Origin of the sequence: Myxococcus stipitatus DSM 14675 (genome assembly GCF_000331735.1) — a bacterium.
In the GTDB taxonomy this organism is placed as follows: Bacteria; Myxococcota; Myxococcia; order Myxococcales; family Myxococcaceae; genus Myxococcus; species Myxococcus stipitatus.
Genome location: NC_020126.1, coordinates 4,013,167 through 4,032,021 on the forward strand (window position 1 = coordinate 4,013,167; position 18,855 = coordinate 4,032,021).

Here is an 18,855-nt window from a genome sequence, read left to right on the forward strand (position 1 = left end):
GTCAGTCCTCCTCTCCAGATGAGTCGCCCGAGGGCAGGGTCAGGAACGCGTCCAGGTCCACGCGGTAGAGCTGCTCCAGGGCGCGCATGGGCAGCGACTCGCTCTCATGCAGATATGGTTCCAACGCGTGCGCGTGGCTGGTGAGGCCGGCGAAGAAGCGCGTGAAGAGCGACGGCAGGTAGATGCGCGGGTCGAAGCGCTCCACGGTGGCCATCACATCCGCGGCCACCACGCCCGCCTTGGGCATGGCGCCTTCCTGGACCAGCTGGTCGAAGGCCTCCAGCTTGCGGATGAGCAGCGCGAGCGGCGCGGAGATGGGCACGCCCGGAACCGAGGGCGTCGGGGCCGCCGTCGGCGTGGCGCGAGCCGCGGCGTCTGGCTTCGACGCGGGGGCTTCGTCGGGCCTGGGCTCGGACCTGGCGGCGGCGGGCGCCTCGGTGGGGGGGGCGACGGGCGCGGCCGGGGCGGGCGCGGGGAGTGTCTCGAGGTGGCGGCGCAGCCAATGCGCCAGGTTGCGGAAGGGCTCCTCGCAGCCGTTCTTGGGCAGGGCGCCGGGAATCGCGGCGAGGAGGGGCTCGGCCAGGGGCAGCGCCTCTTCGATGGGCGCGCGAGTCTCGGCTTCGCACCAGCGCTTCCACGTCGCGTCCTGCTTCTTCTCGTGGTGGGCGATGTGCTTGATGATGGACCGCAGCAGCCAGCGCAGGCCGCTCTCCAGGAAGATGTCGCGCTTGGCCACGGGGCCGAACGCATCCCGGCTGACGGTGAGGACCTGGAGGAGGGAGCGGAACAGGCCCGGCATCGCGCGCAGGCCGTGCTCCTGGAAGGAACCGAAGAGGTAGGGGCCGACGAGCCGCGTGTCGTGCATGCCCTCTCTCAGCAGGGCCTCCGCGCTCCGGGCGGCGGTGGCGTAGTCGCCTCCCGCCACGGCCTCCGTGACGGCTTCCACGCGAGGGTCCGGCTCGGCATCCGCCGGTGTCTCGGGGGGCGCGCCCTCCAGGGGCTCTTCCAGGTAGGTGCCGTCGTAGGGCGGCACGCTGAGGGCCGCGTCAGCCATTGATGATCTTCACCTGTCCGGGGGAGACGACCTGGATGACGCCGCCGTACGAGCACATCAGCTTGGAGTTGCTGTCGAGCGCGGGCATGTTGCCCACCATCACCTTGGGACAGCCGGGCACCCACGGCGCCGCGGTGGCGGGGACGCAGGGCATGGGCGTGAGGACCCCCAGGGCCGCGGCGGTGGCGGCGGCCACGGTGGGGTTCGCGAGCGACTGGCACATCCCGAAGGGCGGGATGTTCGCGATGGGCTTGTTGTCGAGGATGTTCGCCGCGGGCACCGGCCCCATGACCTTGCTGGTCGGTGGCACCACCAGCGACGAGGGCGCGACGCCGAAGCTGCACTGCAGCACCGCCCCCATGACGACCTGGGCTCCCATGCGAGCACCTCGTGGGCATCGCGGGCTCCCCCATTGGAGCACCGCGCGCTGATCCACGGCATTGCGTGGGGCGTGCCAGCGCTCGGGTGGGGGCGGCTCCCCTCTGGACTTCAGGGGGGAGGAGGTGGGGGCGTTGGCGGGGTGCGTCGCCTGGGAACGCGGGCGCGTCCGGGCTGTACGCGTCTGGACACTCGCTAGCGGGAGCCGGGGCGCTCGTCGTCGCCGGCGCCGCGGACGCTCTCCTGGGCGCGCTCCCTCACCGCGGTGAGGGCCTGGAACAGCGGATCGGTGGACTTCTGGTGCAGCGCGCCCGTGGCGTACTGGGCGCGGCACCAGGCCTCGTCGACGCGTCCTTCCTTGTCCCGGTGCGGCAGGAGCGGAAAGAGCTCGGTGCGATCAGGAAGGTGCTCGGCGCCCAGTCGGAGCTCCAGGTGGTGGCGGAGCGCCTGGCGGCGGGGGCTGGCTTCGCGCTCGAAGTGCTCCTTCTCCTCGGCGCCGGTGAAGACGAGCAGCACGTGCTTGGACTGGCCCGGCGTGCCTCCCGAGGGCACGGAGGTGACGCAGGCCCCCGAGACGAAGGGGAGGTCCGCGAGCGCCTCGACGACCTCGGAGGAGGGATAGACGCGGCCCGAGCGCCGGGCGTCACGCGTCCCCGCGAAGAGGTACTGCTCCCCCTGGCGCGCGAGGATGACGTAGCCCGGGGGCCGCCCCTTGTCGGGCAGCGGGGTGAACACCCCTGTATCACTCGCGGCCTCCTGACCGCTGAGGTTGAGGTCCTTGAGGGCCCAGGCCCGCCCTGGCGCGGGGGCGATGCCCGTGTGCAGCTCCTCCGTGTGCCGCCGCGACACGAGCACCGCGCCTCCCTCCGCCGCGTCGATGAGCACGTGCGTGTGGGGCACCTTGCCCAGCTCGCTCTGCCGGAGCCAGTCCCGCCAGGACTCCCAGTCCAGCGCATCCTCGGCGCCGCGGAACCAGTGGGCCACGCCGCGCAGGGGGCCTCGGTGCGCGCGAGTGAGGGCGGTCCGCAGGGCGGCGCTGACGCCGAGCGTGCGCAGGGGCTGCTCGGTGAGGCGGGTGGGGGCGCGCTCCACGTCGGCGGGCTCCATGTGCAGATACGTCGCGCCTCGGAGCAGGGTGGCGAAGAGGAGCGCGGGCTGGTGCTGGAGGAAGTGCATGCCGGGCGCGGCGAAGAGGTCGCCGGTGCCCAGGCCGTAGGTGAGCAGCCCGTCTCGCAGCGCGCCGGTCCACGCGCGCTCGGCGGAGAGCGGCACGGGCGTCTCCGGAGGAGAGACGAGCGGCGAGAACAGCAGGGCCACCGTGTCGTGGGGCCGGTACGTGTGCGAGGTGAAGGACGGCGCCGCGTCGCCTCGGGAGCGCAGGAGGAGCGGCTCGAAGCCCTTGAGCAGCGGGACTTGATGGGGCTCGGTGGAGAGGTGCTGGGGCTCCAGCAGCGCGAGCCGGCGGGACAGGAACAGGGTGCCGGTGGGGGGCAGCACGCTGATGCACGCGCCCAGCTTCAGCGAGGCCATCATCGACACGAGCAGTTCGGGCCCCAGCGCATGGACGAGCGCGACCTTCGCACCCGGCTTGACACCCTGCGCCGCCCACTCGGTGGCCCGGCGGGAGGCGCGGTCGCCGAGCTCCCGGTAGGTCAGTGGCAGCCATCCCCGCGCGGCGTCCCAGGCGCGGAAGGCCGGCGCGGTGGAGTCGGCGTGGCGGACGGTCAGGTCATGAAAGAAGTCGTAATGCTGGCCCGGGCGGCTCTTGGGCGTCGCGGCGCCTCGGCCCGCGTGGTGCTGCGCGAGCGCGGCGATGAAGCCCTCGGGGTCGCTCCAGCTCTCCCGGAGCCAGGAGGGCAGCCCTCCGTCTGAAGGGGCGGTGTCGTTCTGGCGGAGGAGGATGTCCCGGAGGTCGAAGGGCATGAGGGCTTTCTCCCGCCGAGTCTATGCGACGGGTGGACATGTGCGTCCACCTGCTCAGGCAAGAGTCGGGCCGAAGTCCCGGCAAGGTTTCCGGGGGCGCGTGGGTGGTGGATATCCACTACGTCTCGCAATGCCTCTCCAGACAGGGGCTGTGGGGGAAAACCCTGTCGTCGCGAGGGATTGAGTCGGTGTGGAGGGATTGGCCTATGCTGTCTTGCATGATCATCGCCATTCCCCGTGAAACAGTGCCGGGCGAACGGCGGGTCGCGCTCGTGGCGGAGAGCGTGAAACGCCTCGTCGGCAAGAAGCACGAAGTGGTGGTCGAGAGTGGTGCGGGCCAGGGCGCGGAGTGCTCCGACGAGGAGTTCCGTGCCGTGGGTGCGCGCATCGAGTCGAGCGCGGAGGCTGTCTATGCCGCGGCCGATGTGCTGCTCAAGATCCAGCCGCCGGACGCGGCGGAGGTGGAGCGGCTCAAGGCGGACTCGGTGTTGGTGAGCCTGGCCTATCCCATGTCGAACCCGAAGCTGGCGAAGGAGATTGCGCGGCGCAAGGTGACGCTCCTGGCCACGGACATGATTCCGCGCACGACGCTGGCGCAGATGATGGACGTGCTCAGCTCGCAGGCCACCATCGCGGGCTATCGCGCGGTGCTGCTGGCGGCGGAGGGGCTGCCCCGGTTGTTCCCCATGCTGATGACGGCGGCCGGCACCATTCCTCCCGCGAAGGTGCTGGTGCTGGGCGCGGGCGTCGCGGGCCTGCAGGCCATCGCCACGGCGCGCCGGCTGGGCGCGGTGGTGGAGGCGTACGACGTGCGCAAGGTGGTGAAGGAGCAGGTGGAGAGCCTGGGCGCGCGCTTCGTCAACATCGACATCGAGGACGCCGCGGGCTCCGGAGGCTACGCGAAGGAGTTGAGCGACGAGGCCAAGCGCAAGCAGGCCGAGGTGCTCGCGACACACGTGGCGAAGTCGGACGCGGTCATCACCACGGCGCTGGTGCCCGGGCGGCGCGCGCCGGTGCTGCTGCCCGCGGACATGGTGCGGCGGATGAAGAGCGGCTCGGTGGTGGTGGACATCGCCGCCGAGCAAGGGGGCAACTGTGAGCTGACGAGGCCCGGGGAGCGCTACCGCACGGAGACAGGAGTCACCGTCATCGGGGAGCGCAACCTGCCCAGTCAGCTCGCGGTGCATGCCAGCGCGATGTACTCGCGCAACATGGAGAAGCTGCTCGGGCACGTCACCGACAAGGACGGCGTGCTCAAGCTGGATGTCTCGGATGAAATCGTGAAGGGCATGCTCATCACCCGTGGCGGGGACGTCGTCCACCCGGCCGTGGCGGATGTGGCCATGAGGGAGGGGTGACATGTCTCTGACGCTCATCTTCGGCCTGTACGTCTTCTTCCTGGCGGCCTTCACCGGCTACCAGGTCATCTCCAAGGTGCCTCACCTGTTGCATACGCCGCTGATGGCTTTCACCAACGCCATCTCCGGAATCTCCCTGGTGGGCTCGCTGCTCGCGGCGGGCGGACACTTCGGGACCTTGTCGACGGCGCTGGGCGCGGTGGCGGTGCTCGCCGCGAGCATCAACGTCATCGGCGGGTTCCTCATCACCGACCGCATGCTGCGGATGTTCAAGAAGAAGGGAGGCGCGCGATGACCGCCGCCCAGCCGCAGGTCGCGCAGGCCGTCATCGGGGCGCTCTCCACGACGGAGACCTTCGTCCAGCTCCTCTACCTCACCGCCTCCATCCTCTTCGTCCTGGGCCTGAAGGACCTGGGCGACGCACAGACGGCGCGCCGGGGTGTGCTGCTGGCGGAGATAGGCATGGTGGCCGCCGTCGCCGGCACGCTGCTGTTCGGCGTGGACAAGGGCATCATCGTGCGGTGGGAGTGGATTGTCGTGGCGCTCCTCATCGGCACGGGCGTGGGCACGGCCATGGGCCTGTGGATTCCCATGACGAAGATGCCGGAGCGCATCGCGCTGTCGCACGCCTTCGGTGGACTCGCCGTGGCGTTGGTCGGCGTCGTCGAATACCTGAACCACGGCGGCCCGCAGATGGGGACGCTGCACATCACCGCCACGGGGCTCGAGGTCGCGCTGGGCGCGCTGACCTTCACCGGCAGCTTGATGGCGTTCGGAAAGCTGCAGGGCTTCATCACCGGACGGCCCGTCACCTATCCGCTGCAGAACCTGTCGAACCTGGCGATGATTGTCGGCACGCTGGGGCTCATCGGCCTGCTGGTCTATTCGCCGGGGGCCTCCTGGGCCTTCTACGCGGTGGCCACGCTGGGCGTGCTGCTGGGGGTGTTGCTGGTGCTCCCCATCGGCGGCGCGGACATGCCGGTGGTCATCTGCTTGCTCAACTCCTACGCGGGCCTGGCGGCCTCGGCCACGGGGTTCGCGCTGGACAACAACGTGCTCATCATCTGCGGCGCGCTGGACGGCTTCTCCGGCTTCCTGCTCGGCATGATGATGTCCAAGGCGATGAACCGCTCGTTCTCCAACGTGCTGTTCGGCGCGTTCGGCGCGGCGCCCGAAGGCAAGGCCGTCACGGAAGGCGCGGCCCCGTCGGGTCCGGCGCCGAACGTGGGCAGCGTGGAGGAGGCCGCGGAGGTGCTGCGCGCGGCGCGCTCCGTCATCGTCGTGCCGGGCTACGGCATGGCCGTGTCGCAGGCGCAGCACGCGGTCAGGGACCTGGCCAATGTCCTCGCGGCCAACGGCTGTGACGTGCGCTACGCCATCCACCCGGTGGCGGGCCGCATGCCCGGGCACATGAACGTGCTGCTCGCGGAAGCCAACGTCCCGTATGACCACCTGTTCGACCTGGACGTCATCAACGACGACTTCACCGCCACCGACGTGGCGCTCGTAGTGGGAGCCAACGACGTCGTGAATCCCGCCGCGCGCTCCAACCAGAGCAGCCCCATCTACGGCATGCCCATCCTCTCCGCCGACATGGCGAAGACGTGTGTCGTGCTCAAGCGCTCACTCAACGCGGGCTTCGCCGGCATCGAGAACGAGCTCTTCGTGCGCTCCAACACGATGATGGTGCTGGGCGACGCGAAGAAGACGCTGATGCAGTTCACCTCCGCCCTCAAGGAATAGCCCTCACCAGCAGAGCGGATGTCACCCACTGCTGTTATTGTGGCTTGTGACGACGCGCCTGTGACCCAGGCGCGCGTGGAGGTCATTCTCCGCGCAGGTGGTTGGGTGTGTGGTGGTGTGTCTTTCCGACACGATTGAGAATGGAGATATCCACCCGGGATGACTCACGGGTGTGGACCCTGGCCACCTTCGCGCAGAGACTCGCCGTTGACGAAATCGCGCGTCGGCATTCCATTGATGGGGTTCGGTTGGTGGTGGGGCAGGGTGGACGCAAGGAGTGGGCGAATGGTCGGCGACTCACGGGATGGAAAACTCCCTCCAGGAGGGGAGCCCATGACGGGTTCCCCGGAGCCGGATGGCGGAGGCACTCCCGTGTTCGGTGGTGTGTCGGACGCTGAGCTGGATGTCTTCGTTGGCCAGCTGCGCACGGACAAGAACCCGCGGGCCCCCGCGGCGGCGGCGTCCTCGCGGGCTCGCGGTGACGTGCACGGAGATCGGCTGCACAAGGGGGTGCGCCGCTCCCTGGTGTCGTCCGTGTTGGCGGAGGAGGCCCCCGCGCAGGCGCGGCCTCCCGAGGAGAAGCACGCCTGGTTCGTCGTCCTGGGCGCGGGCTCGGTGGGGCCTCTCGACGCGCAGGCCCTCAAGGGACATTGGGACCGGGGAGAGCTCGGGCCGGACTCGCTGTGCTGGCGCGTGGGGTTCGCCGCGTGGCTGCCCTTGGGGCAGGTGCCGGAGCTGATCGAGACATTCGCGCCGTTGCCCCTGGAGCTGAGCGCCGCGGTGGATGCGGCCTTGAGCGCGCTGGCGGACGGGCCTGACCTCTCGCCGATGGTGCCCATGGCGACGGGCTCGGCCGCGCCGGCGCTGATCGCCGCGGCGTCCTCCGTGAGTGTTCCGGTGGACCCCGTGGGCGCGCATGCGGTGCTCGCGGAGGTCACCGCCGCTTCGGAGCAAGTCGAGGCCCGTTGGCGGCTGAGCGGCTGGTGGTTCACCCTGGCCGGTGGGGTCGCGGGCGGCGTGACGGTCGCCCTGGTCATGGGGTTGATGGGGGGGTGGAGCGGAATCTCCGCGGTGCTGGCTCGGAAGAAGGACGTGGCGCCCGTCGCCGCGAGCCCCAGCCCGGTGGAGGCTGCTCCCGTCGTGAGTCCTCCGCCCGTGGCCGCGGCTCCGGTGACTCCCGCGCCCGTCGCGGCGACGTCACCCGCGGCGGTGGTGGTTCCCGTCGAAGCTCCGGCCCCCGCCGTGGAGAAGCGCGCGACTGAAGGCTCCGGCGTGGCGGGGGCGGGGGGCGGTGCGTCGCCCGCGGTGACGAGTCCCGCGCGTCCGTCCCTCACGGGGGTGGCGACGGTGGAGCGGGGCGGTGCGCTGCCCGTGTTGTCGGCCTCCGGTGGAGGGCTTGGGACGTCCCTGGTGGGCACGTCGTCCACGTCTCGTGTCGCGCGCGATGTGGAGTCCGCGCCCGCCGCGGCCGTCGCCGCGCGGGTGCCCGAGCTCAAGCTGGGGTCCAGCAAGAAGCCCGCGTCGCCGCCTGCGCCCACGATGGCTCCGGCGAGTGCGGAGCCCGCGAAGCCGGCCTCCGACGATGACCTGGGGCTCGACGAGGACTTCGACCGGGAGCTGTCGGGGCCTGTCGCGGGCTCGGGCAAGCGAGAGGGCCCCCGGAATGTGTACGTGCCTCCCGTGGCGCCCATCCAGAATCCTCGCGTGACGCTCACGCAGTCGGATGTCTTCGAGGTGGTGCTCGCCAAGAAGGCGGAGGTCACCGCGTGCGCCAACGCCAAGCCGCGTCCCGTGGACGAGGGCACTCGCGTGGTGGTCCGTTGGACCATCCTGCCCAGCGGCGAAGTGGATGAAGTCGTGACGGAGACGGCCTCGCTGAAGGGCACCGCGTTCGCGCGTTGCGTCGAGGGGCGTGTCCGCGCGTGGGTCTTCCCCAAGCACCAGGAGCAAGGGGGCGCCGTGCGCTTCCCGTTCGTCTTCTAGGTCCACCCTCCGGAGCGCTCATGCCTGCCTACGTCGTCGTCGAGGTCTCGGTGCATGACGTCCAGACGTATGAGCGCTACAAGCAGCTCGCGCCGCCCTCCATCGCGCTCTACGGCGGGCGCTATCTCGTGCGCGGCGGGGCCACCGAGGCGCTCGAGGGGACGTGGCAGCCTCCGCGCTTCGTGCTGCTCGAGTTCCCCACCGTCGCACACGCTCGCGACTGGTGGAGCTCTCCCGAGTACGCCGCCGCCAAGGCCCTGCGCCATGCCAGCGCGCACACGATGATGTTGTTGATGGATGGACTCCCCGGGGAGGACCGGCACGCCGGGGTGTCGACTGGCGCCAATGGGGCCTCCGCGTCGCCCTGAGCGAGTGCGCTCGACCGGAGCCCGCGATGGAACCCGAGTAGCCTTGTCGTGGGCTGGGGCATCGCGCTCGCATTCCGCGAGGAAGGGCTCGGCCAGGGCTGGAGCGCCATGTCGTCCCTCGAGCATCTCTCGCGCCGCTGTCTCCTCCTGCTGTGTGTGCTGGCCGTCGCTTGCGGAGAGGAGGACAGGCCGCCGCGGGACGAGGACATCCTGAGCCGACTGTTGGCCATCCCGGGGCTCACCGTCCGCGAGGAGCCCGTGGGACCGGGGATTCCCCCGGACCACCGGTTCTTCGTCATGGAGTTCGACCAGCCCGCGGACCATGCGCAGCCAGAGGGGCAGCGCTTCCGCCAGAAGCTGACGCTGCTGCACGCCTCGAGCGCGCGGCCCATGGTGCTCTACACCAGTGGCTACTTCGTCTCCACGCAGCCCTCGCGGCGCGAGCCCACGCAGTGGCTGGAGGCCAATCAGCTCTCCATCGAGCACCGCTTCTTCGGAACGAGCAGGCCCGCTCCCGCGGACTGGAGCCAGCTCACCATCCGCCAGTCCGCGGATGACTTCCACCGCATCGTGGAAGCCTTCAAGCCGCTGTATCCGGCTCGATGGATCTCCACGGGCGCGAGCAAGGGCGGCGAGACGATGGTGTTCTTCCGTCGCTTCTACCCGGGCGACGTGGCGGGGACGGTGGCGTATGTCGCGCCGCTCGCGCGCTTCGATGATGACCGCTTCATCGCCTTCCAGGAGTCCGTGGGCGCGGCGTCGTGCCGCGAGCGGCTGAAGTCCTTCCAGCACGCGGCGCTGGACAATCGCGCGGCCCTCCTCGCGGAGCTGGACACGCGGGCCACGCGGCGCGGCCTCACGTTCAACCACCTGGGGAAGGACGTCGCGCTGGAGCACGCCATCATCGAGCACTACTTCTACTTCTGGCAGTACGAGTCCCAGTCGCGCTGCGGCACCGTGCCGACGCCGTCCGCTTCCGCCACCGTGCTCATGGACGAGCTGGACGGGCTCGTCGACATGGGCAGCTTCTCCGACAGCCAGGTGGAAGCCTATGGCCCCTACAACTACCAGGCCGCCGTGGAGCTGGGCTACCCACGGCCCTTCGAGACGCACCTGGCCGGCCGCCTCCAGTTTCCTGGCACTGACGTCCCCCAGGCCTACGCGCCGCGCGGTGTCCCCACGACCTTCCAGCCGGGCTCGATGCCAGACATCCAGGACTGGGTCTCCCGGGAAGGGGAGCGCCTGATGTTCGTCTATGGCGGGAACGACCCGTGGTCCGCCGCGCCGTACACACTGGGGGGCGCGCGCGACTCCGTCCTCTACACCGTGCCGGGCGGCAACCACGGCGCGCGGCTGGCGCTGCTCCCGGAGGCCCAACGCAACGAGGCCCGCGCCCTCCTTCGTCAGTGGGCTGACTTGGAGTTCGGGGCCTCGGAACTGCGAACGTCAAACAGGTGGCTGGAGCCCGAAGGCGAGGAGTGGGGTCCCCGCCTCGGGCGTCCGCGGTCGCGCTAGTTCACGCCGACGGCGGTCCAGCTCTCCTTCACCTTCGCCAGCTCGGTGGAGTCCGCGCCGTACAGGTCCGTGGCCGCCTTGATGGTGGCCTCGCGCGCCTGGGCGAACGTGGTGTTCGGCGTCATGTAGTGGGCCAGGGCGCGGTAGTAGATCTTCAGGCCCTTGTCCATGCCGATGCCGTCCTTGACCTCGACCTTGGACGTGCGGTTCGTGCCGCCGTTGGCCAGCAGGTAGAACGCGTTGTTCGCGATGCCGCTGGAGCCGTGCACCTCGGTCTGCTTCGGGTAGTTGCTGTAGTGGTCGATGGAGTACCCGTCCTTGGTCGGGTCGTTCATGTAGCGCAGGCCGTCCTCGCCGCCGTTGCCCGGCGTCCAGGCCGTCTCGCCCACCGTCCAGTTGAACTTCACGTCCGGGTTCTTCGTGGACGCGTACCACTCCACGCCCGCGCCCATGATGTCGCTGAACGCCTCGTTCAGGCCACCCGACTCGTTGCGGTAGATGAGGCCGGCGGTGCGCTCGGTGAGGCCGTGGGTGATTTCATGGCCCGCGATGTCCAGCGCGGTGAGCGGGCCGGACGTCTTCCCGTCGCCGTCGCCGTAGCTCATCTTCGTGCCGTCCCAGAACGCGTTGACGTAGTTGGTCCGAACGTGGACGAAGGAGTTGAGCGCCTCGCCCGCGCCGTCGATGGAGTTGCGGCCCAGCACGTCCTTCATGAAGTCGTACGTCATCGCCGCGCCGTAGTGCGCGTCCACGGCCGCCTTGGTGCGCGCGCCGTCGGTGGCCTCGCCCCAGACGTTGTTGTCGTCGGTGAGCTGCGTCTGGCCCGACGCCGTCTGCTTGTTCATCGCGTCGTAGGTGTTCACGCCCTTGCCGCGCGTGGAGTCCTCGAGCGTGTACTTGCCATCCGGCTTCTTCGTCGTCTCCAGGGCCACCTTGCCGCTGTACAGCGAGGTGTCGTCCACCGTGCCGTTGTTCGGCGTCTCGACCGGCGGCTTGGACTCCTTCGGGGTGATGTTGAGGCTCCAGCCCTTCAGGGTGCCCGTGTCGCGCTTGGCCTTGTCCTCGACGGTCAGCGTCCACTCGCCCTTGGTGGACTCACCGGCGAACTCGCTCAGGTCGAAGGAGCCCTTCACGTCGTCGGTGCCGCCGCCCGTGCGGTTGTGCACCACGGCGCTCTTGCCGGAGGGGCTGGTCAGCGTGACCTTCAGGTCGCCCTTGAACGTGTGGGCGATGTCCAGGTCCAGCTTCAGCTTCTCGACGTTGCCTTCCTGCGCGACGGTGACCTTGGACGTGACGGTGCTGTTGTCCTTGATCTCCGCGGGCGTGGTGTTCGCCGCGGTGATGTCCGTGGAGCGCTTGGGCAGGGCGCGGTTGGAGCCGTAGAAGCCGCCAATCTCGTTGTAGGACTCGAAGATCTTCCCGGTGTTCGCATCCACCAGGTAGTTCATCTTGCGGGGGCGGTCCTGGCCCTCGATCTGCGACATCTGCACGCGGTAGGCGGAGTGATACTTGCCGGCCTTGTCCTGGTAGATGACCCGCTCGGCGTTCGGCTGCTTGTCCGGCTTCGCGCCGAACTCCTTGCGCGCGATGTCGATGGCGGACTGGGTGTTCAGCTTGGGCAGCTCACGGCCCAGGCCCGCGGGGACCGTGGACTGCTCGCCCGTGACGCTCGACACCTTGCCGTCCTTGTCGAGGTGCGTGACGACCTGCTCACCGAAGACCTTCACGCCCTCGTGGACGCGGTCCAGGCGGACGTGCGTCATGCCGAGCGCGTCGCGCTCCACGTTGGCCGGGACGAAGGTCGTGGGCTGGGGCAGCAGCGTCTGCGCGCCCTTCAGCGGGTTGAGGTGCGACAGCGACGTCTGGACGGCGTTCTGCGCTTCCTTGCTGCCGAGCGCCAGCCGACCCGCACCCACCGGGGCCTGCGTGAGCGTCTTCTCGGCACGCGCCAGCTCCGACGTGCGCGTCCCGGAGCTGAAGCCATCCTTGATCGTCAGCGGGGCGGAGGCGGACTTCGCCGTGTTCTTCGGGGTCTCGTTGGTGGAACGAACGGCGACGGGCTTGGTGTCGAGGCGACGAATGCTCATTCGAAGATCACTCTCTGGCTACGAGGGGGGACAAGAGGATTGTCGACACGGTGTGACGCGGAGTTGCCGGAGACGTGCCGCATCGCACCAGCTTGGGCCTTTTTGACGCGTTTTTTCGGGTGTTTCAGTGTTTCGACGGGCGGATCGACACAGAGCGTGCTGTCGCAATCCGCTTTCCGTGGACTCGCGCCAGGGCGTGGAGAGGCGTGTCCGGCCACATTTCCGTGTATTTTCCCGGCAGTTTTCCACCCGCCCCGACGGGAGAAATGGGGGCGGGACGCGGGTCAATACGGACGCAGGGGCCTGTCTGACTCGACGTTGACGACCTGGGTGTCCGCCAGGTGGTCGTGAAGACAGCGGTGGTCTTCCCGGAAGATGAACAATGCGTCGACAAGGCCAAACACACCCGTCACCTGGCTCAACCAGACAGGCAGCAGGTTGCGGAGCAGTGCCAGTCTCACGATGGTGATGGGCTGCCCGTTCATCCGGATCACTCGGATGCCTCGCCACCGCTTGCCCAGGCTCTGCCCCGTCTTCACCACCATGGCGATCTGGATGCCCAGCGTCACCACGAGGACGAGGAGGGGCGAGAGGAGCAGGAAGACGCCAAAGTCATCCGGGCCCTCCTTCGCGGAGTCGCTGAAGGCGATGATGGGCATGATGATGCCGCCGAGCAGCGGGAGGGTGACGAACAAGGAGTCGACCAGGTTGGCCCAGAAGCGGTCGCGTCGGCTGGCGAGTGCCGGGAGCGCCTTGTTCAGGCAGGGCCCACAGTAGGAACGTCCATCCCTGCCACGGCGGCGGCAATCGACGCAGATGAACGTGCCACAGCGTTGGCAGATGCCCGTGGCCAGGACCTCGGGGTGGAGCGGGCAGTGCGCCTGGGGGACGGACTCGGTTTCAGAGGAAGGCGGAAGAGGCATGGCTGCGTTCGGGGCGGCCCTGGGCCGGACGCTCCCATCAGTAGGGCCGCCACGCCCGAGGGGTCAAGCGTGTCTCGAGCTCTCGTCCGACGAGGCGTAGACGACCTGGGTGCCCGCGATGAGGTCGTGGAGACAGCGCCGGTCCTCGCGAAAGATGAAGAGCGTGTCGAGGATGCCCGTCACACCGAGCGTCAGTTGGCTCACGCCGTGGGGAATCAGGTTGCGGACGAGAAGCAGGACCCCGAGGGAGACGGGGCTCCCATCCATGCGGACCACCTTGATGCCGCGCCAGCGCTTGCCCAGGCTCTGCCCCGTGCGCGCGACGCCGAACAGCTGGGCGACGAGCACCCCGAGGGTGATGAGGAGGGCGAAGGAGACCCAGATGGGAGAGAACCCCGTCTTCCTCGCGGAGGCGAGGCCTTGGCCGACGCCCGCGAAGAACAAGGGCGCGCTGATGATGAAGGCGTCGAACAGGGTGGCGAGGAGCCGGTCTCCCCGGCTCGCGAGCGTCACGAATTCGGGGCCCCTGCCCAGACAGGACTGGCAGTAGGACAGCAGGTCGGGGCCCCGGCGGACGCACTGGTCGCAGGCGAAGTTGCCACAGCGCTCACAGGTGGCGACCGCGGAGGCCGAGGGGTGGAGCGGACAACGGGCTTCGGTGGACAGCTCTCGCACGTCGGGACGCGGCGCGGACATGGCTGCTCCTTCAGGACGGCCGTTGGATGTCGGAGTGAGGCGGGAGGGACTCAGGCTCCTCCGAAGAAAGACACCTCCAGGACCCGGATAAAGAGGTTGCACGCGGCGTGAAAGAGCGCGGCGCCAATCACGGTGCCGGTGCGCTCGCGCATCCAGCCGAAGAGCAGGGCGGGGAAGAAGACCGACAGGCGCCAGGCCTGGAAGATGGCCAGGTGGCCCAGGGCGAACAGCACGGCCGTCAGCCAGAAGGCCGGGCCCAGCCGCACGCCCAGGAACTTGCGGCCCTGGGGCCAGGCATCCCGCAGGCGCGCCTGGAGATAGCCCCGGTAGAAGAACTCCTCGGGCAGCGCGACGACGAAGAGCTGATCCACCACCCACTCCCCGAAGCGCGAGGGGAGGCGCCATTGGAAGTGGACCTCCCCCCCCAGGGGCGTGAGGTGCCGCGCGACGGCCTCCGGCAGGTGGGGGAGGAGTTCCGCGAACCCGGCGAAGCCCAGGAAGAAGAGGGGGCCGACGATGGCGGAGACGATGAGGAACAGCCGCACGTCCTCTCGCCACGCGCGCGCGGACAGGCCGTAGTCGCGGTAGTCCTCGTCGCGCCAGCGCATGGGGATGAGCGGCAGGTAGAGGAATCCCACCGTCGCCACCAGCTTGGGGATGCTGGTGCCACCAAAGGCGAGGAACGCGGCGATGATGCCGGCGAAACCCACGGCCCAGAGGCCAAGGGCTTCCTGCACGGCGCTGGGGCGCCAAGGGGTCGCCACCGTCTGGGTCATGGTTTGTCCGAGGCGGCGAGGGTCAGCTTCACCTCGCCCATGGGCAGCACCCTGCAACCGCGCCGGGTGCGCTGCACCACCACCGCCACCAGTCGCCCGTCCGAGTCGAACACGGGGCTGCCAGGAGGCAGTGCGAGGGGCACGTCATAGAAGGGCGCCGGGGCGCGAGTGGCCTGGGCCGTCTCCGGCTTCTCGGGGCGGTTGCGAGCGCCGGGGACGACCCCCACCAACCAGTGTCCCTCCAGGCTGTCGCCTTCCTTGAGCAGCCGCACCGGCACCGCGGGGTAGGTGCCGTCCGGAGCGGCGACGACGGCGACCTTGAGCGTCGCGTTGGCGAGCAACACCCGCGCGGGCAGGGCCTGGCCCGCGTGTTCGACGGTGGCCACGCTCAGGCCGACATACTCCTCGCCCACGGACTCCACGGAGGTGAGGACCTGCCCGGCGGTGCCCACGAAGACGCCTGTCGCGGCGCGCCGGGGCCCGAGGATCTTCACCACCGAGCGACGGTGGTGCTCCATCACCCGCTGAAGGTCGGCGCGAGAGGGCCGCCCCGAGTCCGACGCGGCGGCGGGCAAGGCACCAAGGCAGAGGACGAGGGCGAGCGGGAACAGGCGGGACATCGGCGGGCGCGGCAGCCTATCACCGCCGAGCGCGCAGTGCCGCGAGGAAGCGCTCCGCGGGCAGGGTGTTCAGAATCTCGTGCTTGCGTGCCCAGCCTCGTCGCGCGGTGGCCACCGCGAAGGCCAGGTTGGCCAGGTCCTCCTTGCGGTGTGCGTCACAGCTGACCACCAGCTTCACGCCGAGCTGGGTCGCCTTCCGGACGTACTCGGCCTTGATGTCGAGCCGTGCGGGCTTGCCGTTGATCTCCACCGCGACACCGCGCTCGGCGGCGCGTGCGAGCACCTCCTCCATGCGCAGGGGGTAGGGTTCACGGCTCGGCATGAGCCGTCCGGTGGGATGCCCCAGGATGTGCAGGTGCGGATTGTCCAGCGCGGCGAGCACGCGCCGGGTCATCTGGTCCTCGTCCATGCTGTGCCGCACGTGGATGGAGGCGATGACGACCTCCAACTGCTCCAGCACCTTGTCCTCGTAGTCGAGCGCTCCGGACTCGAGGATGTCGACCTCGATGCCCTTGAGGAGCCGGACCTCGGGCACCTTCTCGTTGACGCGGTCGATCTCCTCCCACTGCCGCTGGAGGGCCTCCACCTTGAGGCCCCCCGCGTAGATGGCCGCCTCGCTGTGCTCGGTGATGGTGAGGTACTTCAGGCCGAGCGCCTTCGCGGCGAGCGCCATCTCCTCCAGCGTGTTCCTGCCATCGGACCACGTGGTGTGCGCGTGGACGGCGCCGAGCACGTCCTCCAGGGTGACCAGGTCCGTGGGCAGCTTGTGCGCGAGTGCCGCCTCCACTTCGCCGTTGTCCTCGCGCAGCTCCGGCGGGACGAACTGCATGTCGAGCAGCGCGTAGAGCGCGGCCTCATCCGTCACGAGGAGCTTGGTGCCGTCGTCGCGGTGGACGCCCCACTCGGAGATCTTCAGGCCTCGCTCGTGGGCCAGGCTTCGCAGTCGGATGTGGTGGGCCTTGGAGCCGGTGAAGTGGTGCAGGGCAGTGGCGAAGTCCTCGTCCGGGAGGACGCGCAGGTCCACCTGGAGGTCGCCGGCTTCCATGCGCACGGAGCACTTGCTGTCGCCCTTGCCCAGCACGGCGGCGACGCCGGGCGAGGTGGCCAGCGCATCCAGCACGGGGATGGGGTCCGCGGCGGAGGCGATGATGTCCACGTCCGCCACGGTCTCACCTCGGCGGCGCACGCTGCCACCCAGGCTCGCGCGCACGACGCCGGGCGAGGCGCGCACGCGCTCGAGCAGGGCCTCTGCGATGGGGAGCACGTCGCCCAGCAGCTTGCGCTCGCCCTTCGCGCGCCGGAAGAGGGTGATGCCCTCGAGGATCTTCGCCTGGGACTTCTCGCCGAAGCCCTTCAGCTGGCGCACGCGGCCCTCGCGGGCGGCGCGCTCCAGCTCGTCGATGCTCCCGATGCCCAGCTCCTTCCAGAGCGTGGCGACCTTGCGCGGGCCGAGGTCCGGCAGCTTCATCAGCTCGAGCAGCCCCGGGGGGAACTTCGCCCGCAGCTCCTCGAAGTAGGTCATCCGTCCGGTGGTCACCAGCTCGGTGATCTTCTCGGCGAGCGCGGGGCCGATGCCTGGAAGGCTCTCCAGGCGCCCCTCGGAGACGAGCGGCCCCAGCTCCTGGGTGAGGCCGAGGATGCGGTCCGCGCCCATGTCGTAGGCGCGGGAGCGGAAGCCGTTTTCTCCTTGGAGCTGGAGGAGCAGGGAGATGTCCCGAAGGACCTGGGCAACGGTGGCTTTGTCGACGATGGGCGCGGTCACGTCAGGAGTCACGGAGAGGAAGTTAATGCCCGGGGAACGGGGGTGCAGGCCGCGCCGGGTTGTGGGAAAAAGGCGCGAATGACGAAGATCAAGCTCGGACCGGCGGACTTCGCCGAGAAGGAAATGCGCGGCTACGAAGTGGGCAAGCGCAACGTCTGCATCGCGAAGATTCACGGCCGATACAAGGGCCTTGATGATTGGTGCAACCACGCGGGGTGTCTGCTCTCCGGCGGTCGCATCGAGGACAACATGGTTGTCTGCCCGTGTCATGAGGTCGGGTTCGACATGGATACTGGCCGGAACGAGACCTCCCCAGGGGTCTGTGATGACCAGCCGACAGTGACGGTTGAGGTCCAGGACGGGGCCCTTATCGTCGACCTTCCCTAGAGCCCCTGAGCGCTCGCCACACTGGAGTTACCTTCATGGCACACGACGGACACGACCATGACCACCGTCATGGCGACGGGCACGGGCATGACCACGGCTCCAGCGCCGCCCCCGCCCACGAGAGCGGCACCGGGCCTGCTCACATCCATACACATCGGCACGAGCACGAGCACACCCATCCTCACGAGCACACCCATGCGCATGCGCACGAGCATGACGGGGTGACGCACGCGCATGAGCACACGCACGCTCACGAGCATGGCCATGTCCACGCGCACGAACATGCCCACGAACATGGCGCCGGGGAGGGGCACGGGCACTCTCACGACCATGGGCATGAGCGCGACCACCGGCATGGGCATTCACATGACCAGGGGCACGACCACGCCCATGGGCGCGACCACGTGCATGCGCATGACCATGGTCCCGCGCATGACCACGGCCACTCACATGACCACGGGCATGGGCACGACCACGGTCACTCGCACGACCAGCGGCATGGGCACTCACATGACCACGGGCATGGGCACGACCACGGTCACTCGCACGACCAGCGGCATGGGCACTCACATGACCACGGGCATGGGCACGACCACGGTCACTCGCACGACCAGCGGCATGGGCACTCACATGACCACGGTCATGGGCACGACCACGATCACTCACGCGACCACGGGCACTCGCACGACGACCGGCATGGCCATTCACATGACCACGGTCACTCACATGACCACGGCCACGGCCACTCACATGACCACGGGCACGGTGGGTCGCACGGGGCGGTGCCGCAGGAGCACAAGTCCCGGGCTCCGGTGCACGTCAGTGCGTTCGTGGTGACGTGCTCGGACAGCCGTGACGCCGCGCGTGATGGGAGTGGCAAGGTCCTTCGGGACGGGCTGGAGTCCGCCGGGCACAACATCGCGGGCTATGTCGTCGTGAAGGACGACCCGGAGGCGATTCGCGGCGCGGTCGCCGCGGCCCAGGCCGCGGGGGCTCGGGCACTGCTCTTCACGGGGGGCACGGGCATCGGCCGGCGAGACACCACCGTGGAGACGCTCCGAGCCCTGTTCGAGAAGGAACTGCCTGGCTTCGGCGAGCTGTTCCGGATGTTGTCGTACCGCCAGATCGGGAGCGCGGCGATGATGTCGCGAGCGACCGCGGGCACGTATCAAGGGATGATCATCTTCGCGCTGCCAGGCTCACCCCAGGCCGCGCGCCTCGCGCTCGACGCTCTCATCCTCCCAGAACTGGGTCACGCGGTCCGCGAGCTCACGCGCTAGTC

General features: G+C 69.3%; 18 protein-coding genes. 8 read left to right on the forward strand and 10 right to left on the reverse strand.

Annotated features, from left to right (window positions below):
* Nucleotide 1: 1 nt before the first annotated feature.
* From MYSTI_RS15715 to MYSTI_RS15725, 3 genes are all read right to left on the reverse strand, one after another.
* A complete protein-coding gene (locus MYSTI_RS15715) occupies nucleotides 2-1,054 on the reverse strand; it encodes a type VI secretion system protein IglI family protein (protein ID WP_015348753.1) in 1,053 nt (350 codons plus the stop codon).
* On the reverse strand, nucleotides 1,047-1,433 hold the full coding sequence (locus MYSTI_RS15720; RefSeq protein WP_015348754.1) for a DUF4280 domain-containing protein: 387 nt from the start codon (nucleotides 1,431-1,433) through the stop codon (nucleotides 1,047-1,049). Before MYSTI_RS15720 ends, MYSTI_RS15715 begins: the two co-directional genes overlap by 8 nt.
* A 194-nt stretch (nucleotides 1,434-1,627) precedes the next feature.
* Entirely contained in the window at nucleotides 1,628-3,355 is a 1,728-nt protein-coding gene (locus tag MYSTI_RS15725) for an AMP-binding protein (protein ID WP_015348755.1), read from the reverse strand.
* 206 nt (nucleotides 3,356-3,561) lie between these two features.
* On the opposite strand from MYSTI_RS15725, the gene MYSTI_RS15730 reads away from it, so the two are divergent.
* From MYSTI_RS15730 to MYSTI_RS15755, 6 genes are all read left to right on the forward strand, one after another.
* Entirely contained in the window at nucleotides 3,562-4,713 is a 1,152-nt protein-coding gene (locus MYSTI_RS15730) for a Re/Si-specific NAD(P)(+) transhydrogenase subunit alpha (protein WP_233278286.1), read from the forward strand.
* Between the two features lies 1 nt (nucleotide 4,714).
* Entirely contained in the window at nucleotides 4,715-5,008 is a 294-nt protein-coding gene (locus tag MYSTI_RS15735) for an NAD(P) transhydrogenase subunit alpha part 2 (protein WP_015348757.1), read from the forward strand.
* A complete protein-coding gene (locus MYSTI_RS15740) occupies nucleotides 5,005-6,456 on the forward strand; it encodes an NAD(P)(+) transhydrogenase (Re/Si-specific) subunit beta (RefSeq protein ID WP_015348758.1) in 1,452 nt (483 codons plus the stop codon). Before MYSTI_RS15735 ends, MYSTI_RS15740 begins: the two co-directional genes overlap by 4 nt.
* 333 nt (nucleotides 6,457-6,789) lie before the next feature.
* The gene (locus MYSTI_RS15745) at nucleotides 6,790-8,439 is read left to right on the forward strand and encodes an AgmX/PglI C-terminal domain-containing protein (protein ID WP_015348759.1); all 1,650 of its coding nucleotides are present in this window, start codon (nucleotides 6,790-6,792) and stop codon (nucleotides 8,437-8,439) included.
* Nucleotides 8,440-8,459: 20 nt separating this feature from the next.
* A complete protein-coding gene (locus MYSTI_RS15750; protein WP_015348760.1) occupies nucleotides 8,460-8,807 on the forward strand; it encodes a DUF1330 domain-containing protein in 348 nt (115 codons plus the stop codon).
* 48 nt (nucleotides 8,808-8,855) lie between these two features.
* The gene (locus MYSTI_RS15755) at nucleotides 8,856-10,322 is read left to right on the forward strand and encodes a S28 family serine protease (protein WP_015348761.1); all 1,467 of its coding nucleotides are present in this window, start codon (nucleotides 8,856-8,858) and stop codon (nucleotides 10,320-10,322) included.
* Here the strand turns inward: MYSTI_RS15755 and MYSTI_RS15760 are convergent.
* From MYSTI_RS15760 to polX, 6 genes are all read right to left on the reverse strand, one after another.
* Nucleotides 10,319-12,409: a M4 family metallopeptidase gene (locus MYSTI_RS15760; protein ID WP_015348762.1), complete on the reverse strand. Its 2,091-nt coding sequence runs from the start codon at nucleotides 12,407-12,409 to the stop codon at nucleotides 10,319-10,321. The two genes, MYSTI_RS15755 and MYSTI_RS15760, sit on opposite strands and share 4 nt — an antisense overlap.
* Before the next feature lie 284 nt (nucleotides 12,410-12,693).
* The gene (locus MYSTI_RS15765; protein ID WP_015348763.1) at nucleotides 12,694-13,332 is read right to left on the reverse strand and encodes an RDD family protein; all 639 of its coding nucleotides are present in this window, start codon (nucleotides 13,330-13,332) and stop codon (nucleotides 12,694-12,696) included.
* A gap of 63 nt (nucleotides 13,333-13,395) precedes the next feature.
* Nucleotides 13,396-14,028, reverse strand: a complete 633-nt coding sequence (locus MYSTI_RS15770) for an RDD family protein (RefSeq protein ID WP_015348764.1) — start codon at nucleotides 14,026-14,028, stop codon at nucleotides 13,396-13,398.
* A 50-nt stretch (nucleotides 14,029-14,078) separates the two neighbouring features.
* Complete coding sequence (gene mrtX / locus MYSTI_RS15775; RefSeq protein ID WP_015348765.1) at nucleotides 14,079-14,804, reverse strand: myxosortase MrtX; 726 nt, start codon at nucleotides 14,802-14,804, stop codon at nucleotides 14,079-14,081.
* On the reverse strand, nucleotides 14,801-15,424 hold the full coding sequence (locus MYSTI_RS15780) for an MXAN_2756 family trypsin-like serine endoprotease (protein ID WP_015348766.1): 624 nt from the start codon (nucleotides 15,422-15,424) through the stop codon (nucleotides 14,801-14,803). The genes mrtX and MYSTI_RS15780 overlap by 4 nt, the downstream gene beginning before the upstream one ends.
* A 19-nt stretch (nucleotides 15,425-15,443) precedes the next feature.
* Nucleotides 15,444-17,186 carry a DNA polymerase/3'-5' exonuclease PolX gene (gene polX, locus MYSTI_RS15785; RefSeq protein WP_015348767.1) on the reverse strand — a complete coding sequence of 581 codons (1,743 nt, stop codon included), beginning with the start codon at nucleotides 17,184-17,186 and terminating at the stop codon, nucleotides 15,444-15,446.
* Between the two features lie 78 nt (nucleotides 17,187-17,264).
* On the opposite strand from polX, the gene MYSTI_RS15790 reads away from it, so the two are divergent.
* On the forward strand, nucleotides 17,265-17,573 hold the full coding sequence (locus tag MYSTI_RS15790) for a Rieske (2Fe-2S) protein (RefSeq protein WP_015348768.1): 309 nt from the start codon (nucleotides 17,265-17,267) through the stop codon (nucleotides 17,571-17,573).
* Here MYSTI_RS15790 and MYSTI_RS43085 read toward each other — a convergent pair.
* Nucleotides 17,570-17,929: a hypothetical protein gene (locus MYSTI_RS43085; protein ID WP_084668150.1), complete on the reverse strand. Its 360-nt coding sequence runs from the start codon at nucleotides 17,927-17,929 to the stop codon at nucleotides 17,570-17,572. The genes MYSTI_RS15790 and MYSTI_RS43085 overlap by 4 nt on opposite strands.
* Before the next feature lie 456 nt (nucleotides 17,930-18,385).
* Here MYSTI_RS43085 and MYSTI_RS15805 point away from each other — a divergent pair, with 456 nt between their 5' ends.
* Complete coding sequence (locus tag MYSTI_RS15805) at nucleotides 18,386-18,853, forward strand: MogA/MoaB family molybdenum cofactor biosynthesis protein (RefSeq protein ID WP_015348769.1); 468 nt, start codon at nucleotides 18,386-18,388, stop codon at nucleotides 18,851-18,853.
* Nucleotides 18,854-18,855 lie beyond the last annotated feature (2 nt).

Coding starts and splice junctions, on each gene's coding strand:
- MYSTI_RS15715 (WP_015348753.1), bottom strand. CDS start 1,054: ATGGCTGACGCGGCCCTCAGCGTGCCGCCCTACGACGGCACCTACCTG.
- MYSTI_RS15720 (WP_015348754.1), bottom strand. CDS start 1,433: ATGGGAGCCCAGGTCGTCATGGGGGCGGTGCTGCAGTGCAGCTTCGGC.
- MYSTI_RS15725 (WP_015348755.1), bottom strand. CDS start 3,355: ATGCCCTTCGACCTCCGGGACATCCTCCTCCGCCAGAACGACACCGCC.
- MYSTI_RS15730 (WP_233278286.1), top strand. CDS start 3,562: ATGCTGTCTTGCATGATCATCGCCATTCCCCGTGAAACAGTGCCGGGC.
- MYSTI_RS15735 (WP_015348757.1), top strand. CDS start 4,715: ATGTCTCTGACGCTCATCTTCGGCCTGTACGTCTTCTTCCTGGCGGCC.
- MYSTI_RS15740 (WP_015348758.1), top strand. CDS start 5,005: ATGACCGCCGCCCAGCCGCAGGTCGCGCAGGCCGTCATCGGGGCGCTC.
- MYSTI_RS15745 (WP_015348759.1), top strand. CDS start 6,790: ATGACGGGTTCCCCGGAGCCGGATGGCGGAGGCACTCCCGTGTTCGGT.
- MYSTI_RS15750 (WP_015348760.1), top strand. CDS start 8,460: ATGCCTGCCTACGTCGTCGTCGAGGTCTCGGTGCATGACGTCCAGACG.
- MYSTI_RS15760 (WP_015348762.1), bottom strand. CDS start 12,409: ATGAGCATTCGTCGCCTCGACACCAAGCCCGTCGCCGTTCGTTCCACC.
- MYSTI_RS15765 (WP_015348763.1), bottom strand. CDS start 13,332: ATGCCTCTTCCGCCTTCCTCTGAAACCGAGTCCGTCCCCCAGGCGCAC.
- MYSTI_RS15770 (WP_015348764.1), bottom strand. CDS start 14,028: ATGTCCGCGCCGCGTCCCGACGTGCGAGAGCTGTCCACCGAAGCCCGT.
- mrtX (WP_015348765.1), bottom strand. CDS start 14,804: ATGACCCAGACGGTGGCGACCCCTTGGCGCCCCAGCGCCGTGCAGGAA.
- MYSTI_RS15780 (WP_015348766.1), bottom strand. CDS start 15,424: ATGTCCCGCCTGTTCCCGCTCGCCCTCGTCCTCTGCCTTGGTGCCTTG.
- MYSTI_RS15790 (WP_015348768.1), top strand. CDS start 17,265: ATGACGAAGATCAAGCTCGGACCGGCGGACTTCGCCGAGAAGGAAATG.
- MYSTI_RS43085 (WP_084668150.1), bottom strand. CDS start 17,929: ATGCCGGTGGTCGCGCTCATGCCCATGGTCGTGAGAGTGCCCGTGCCC.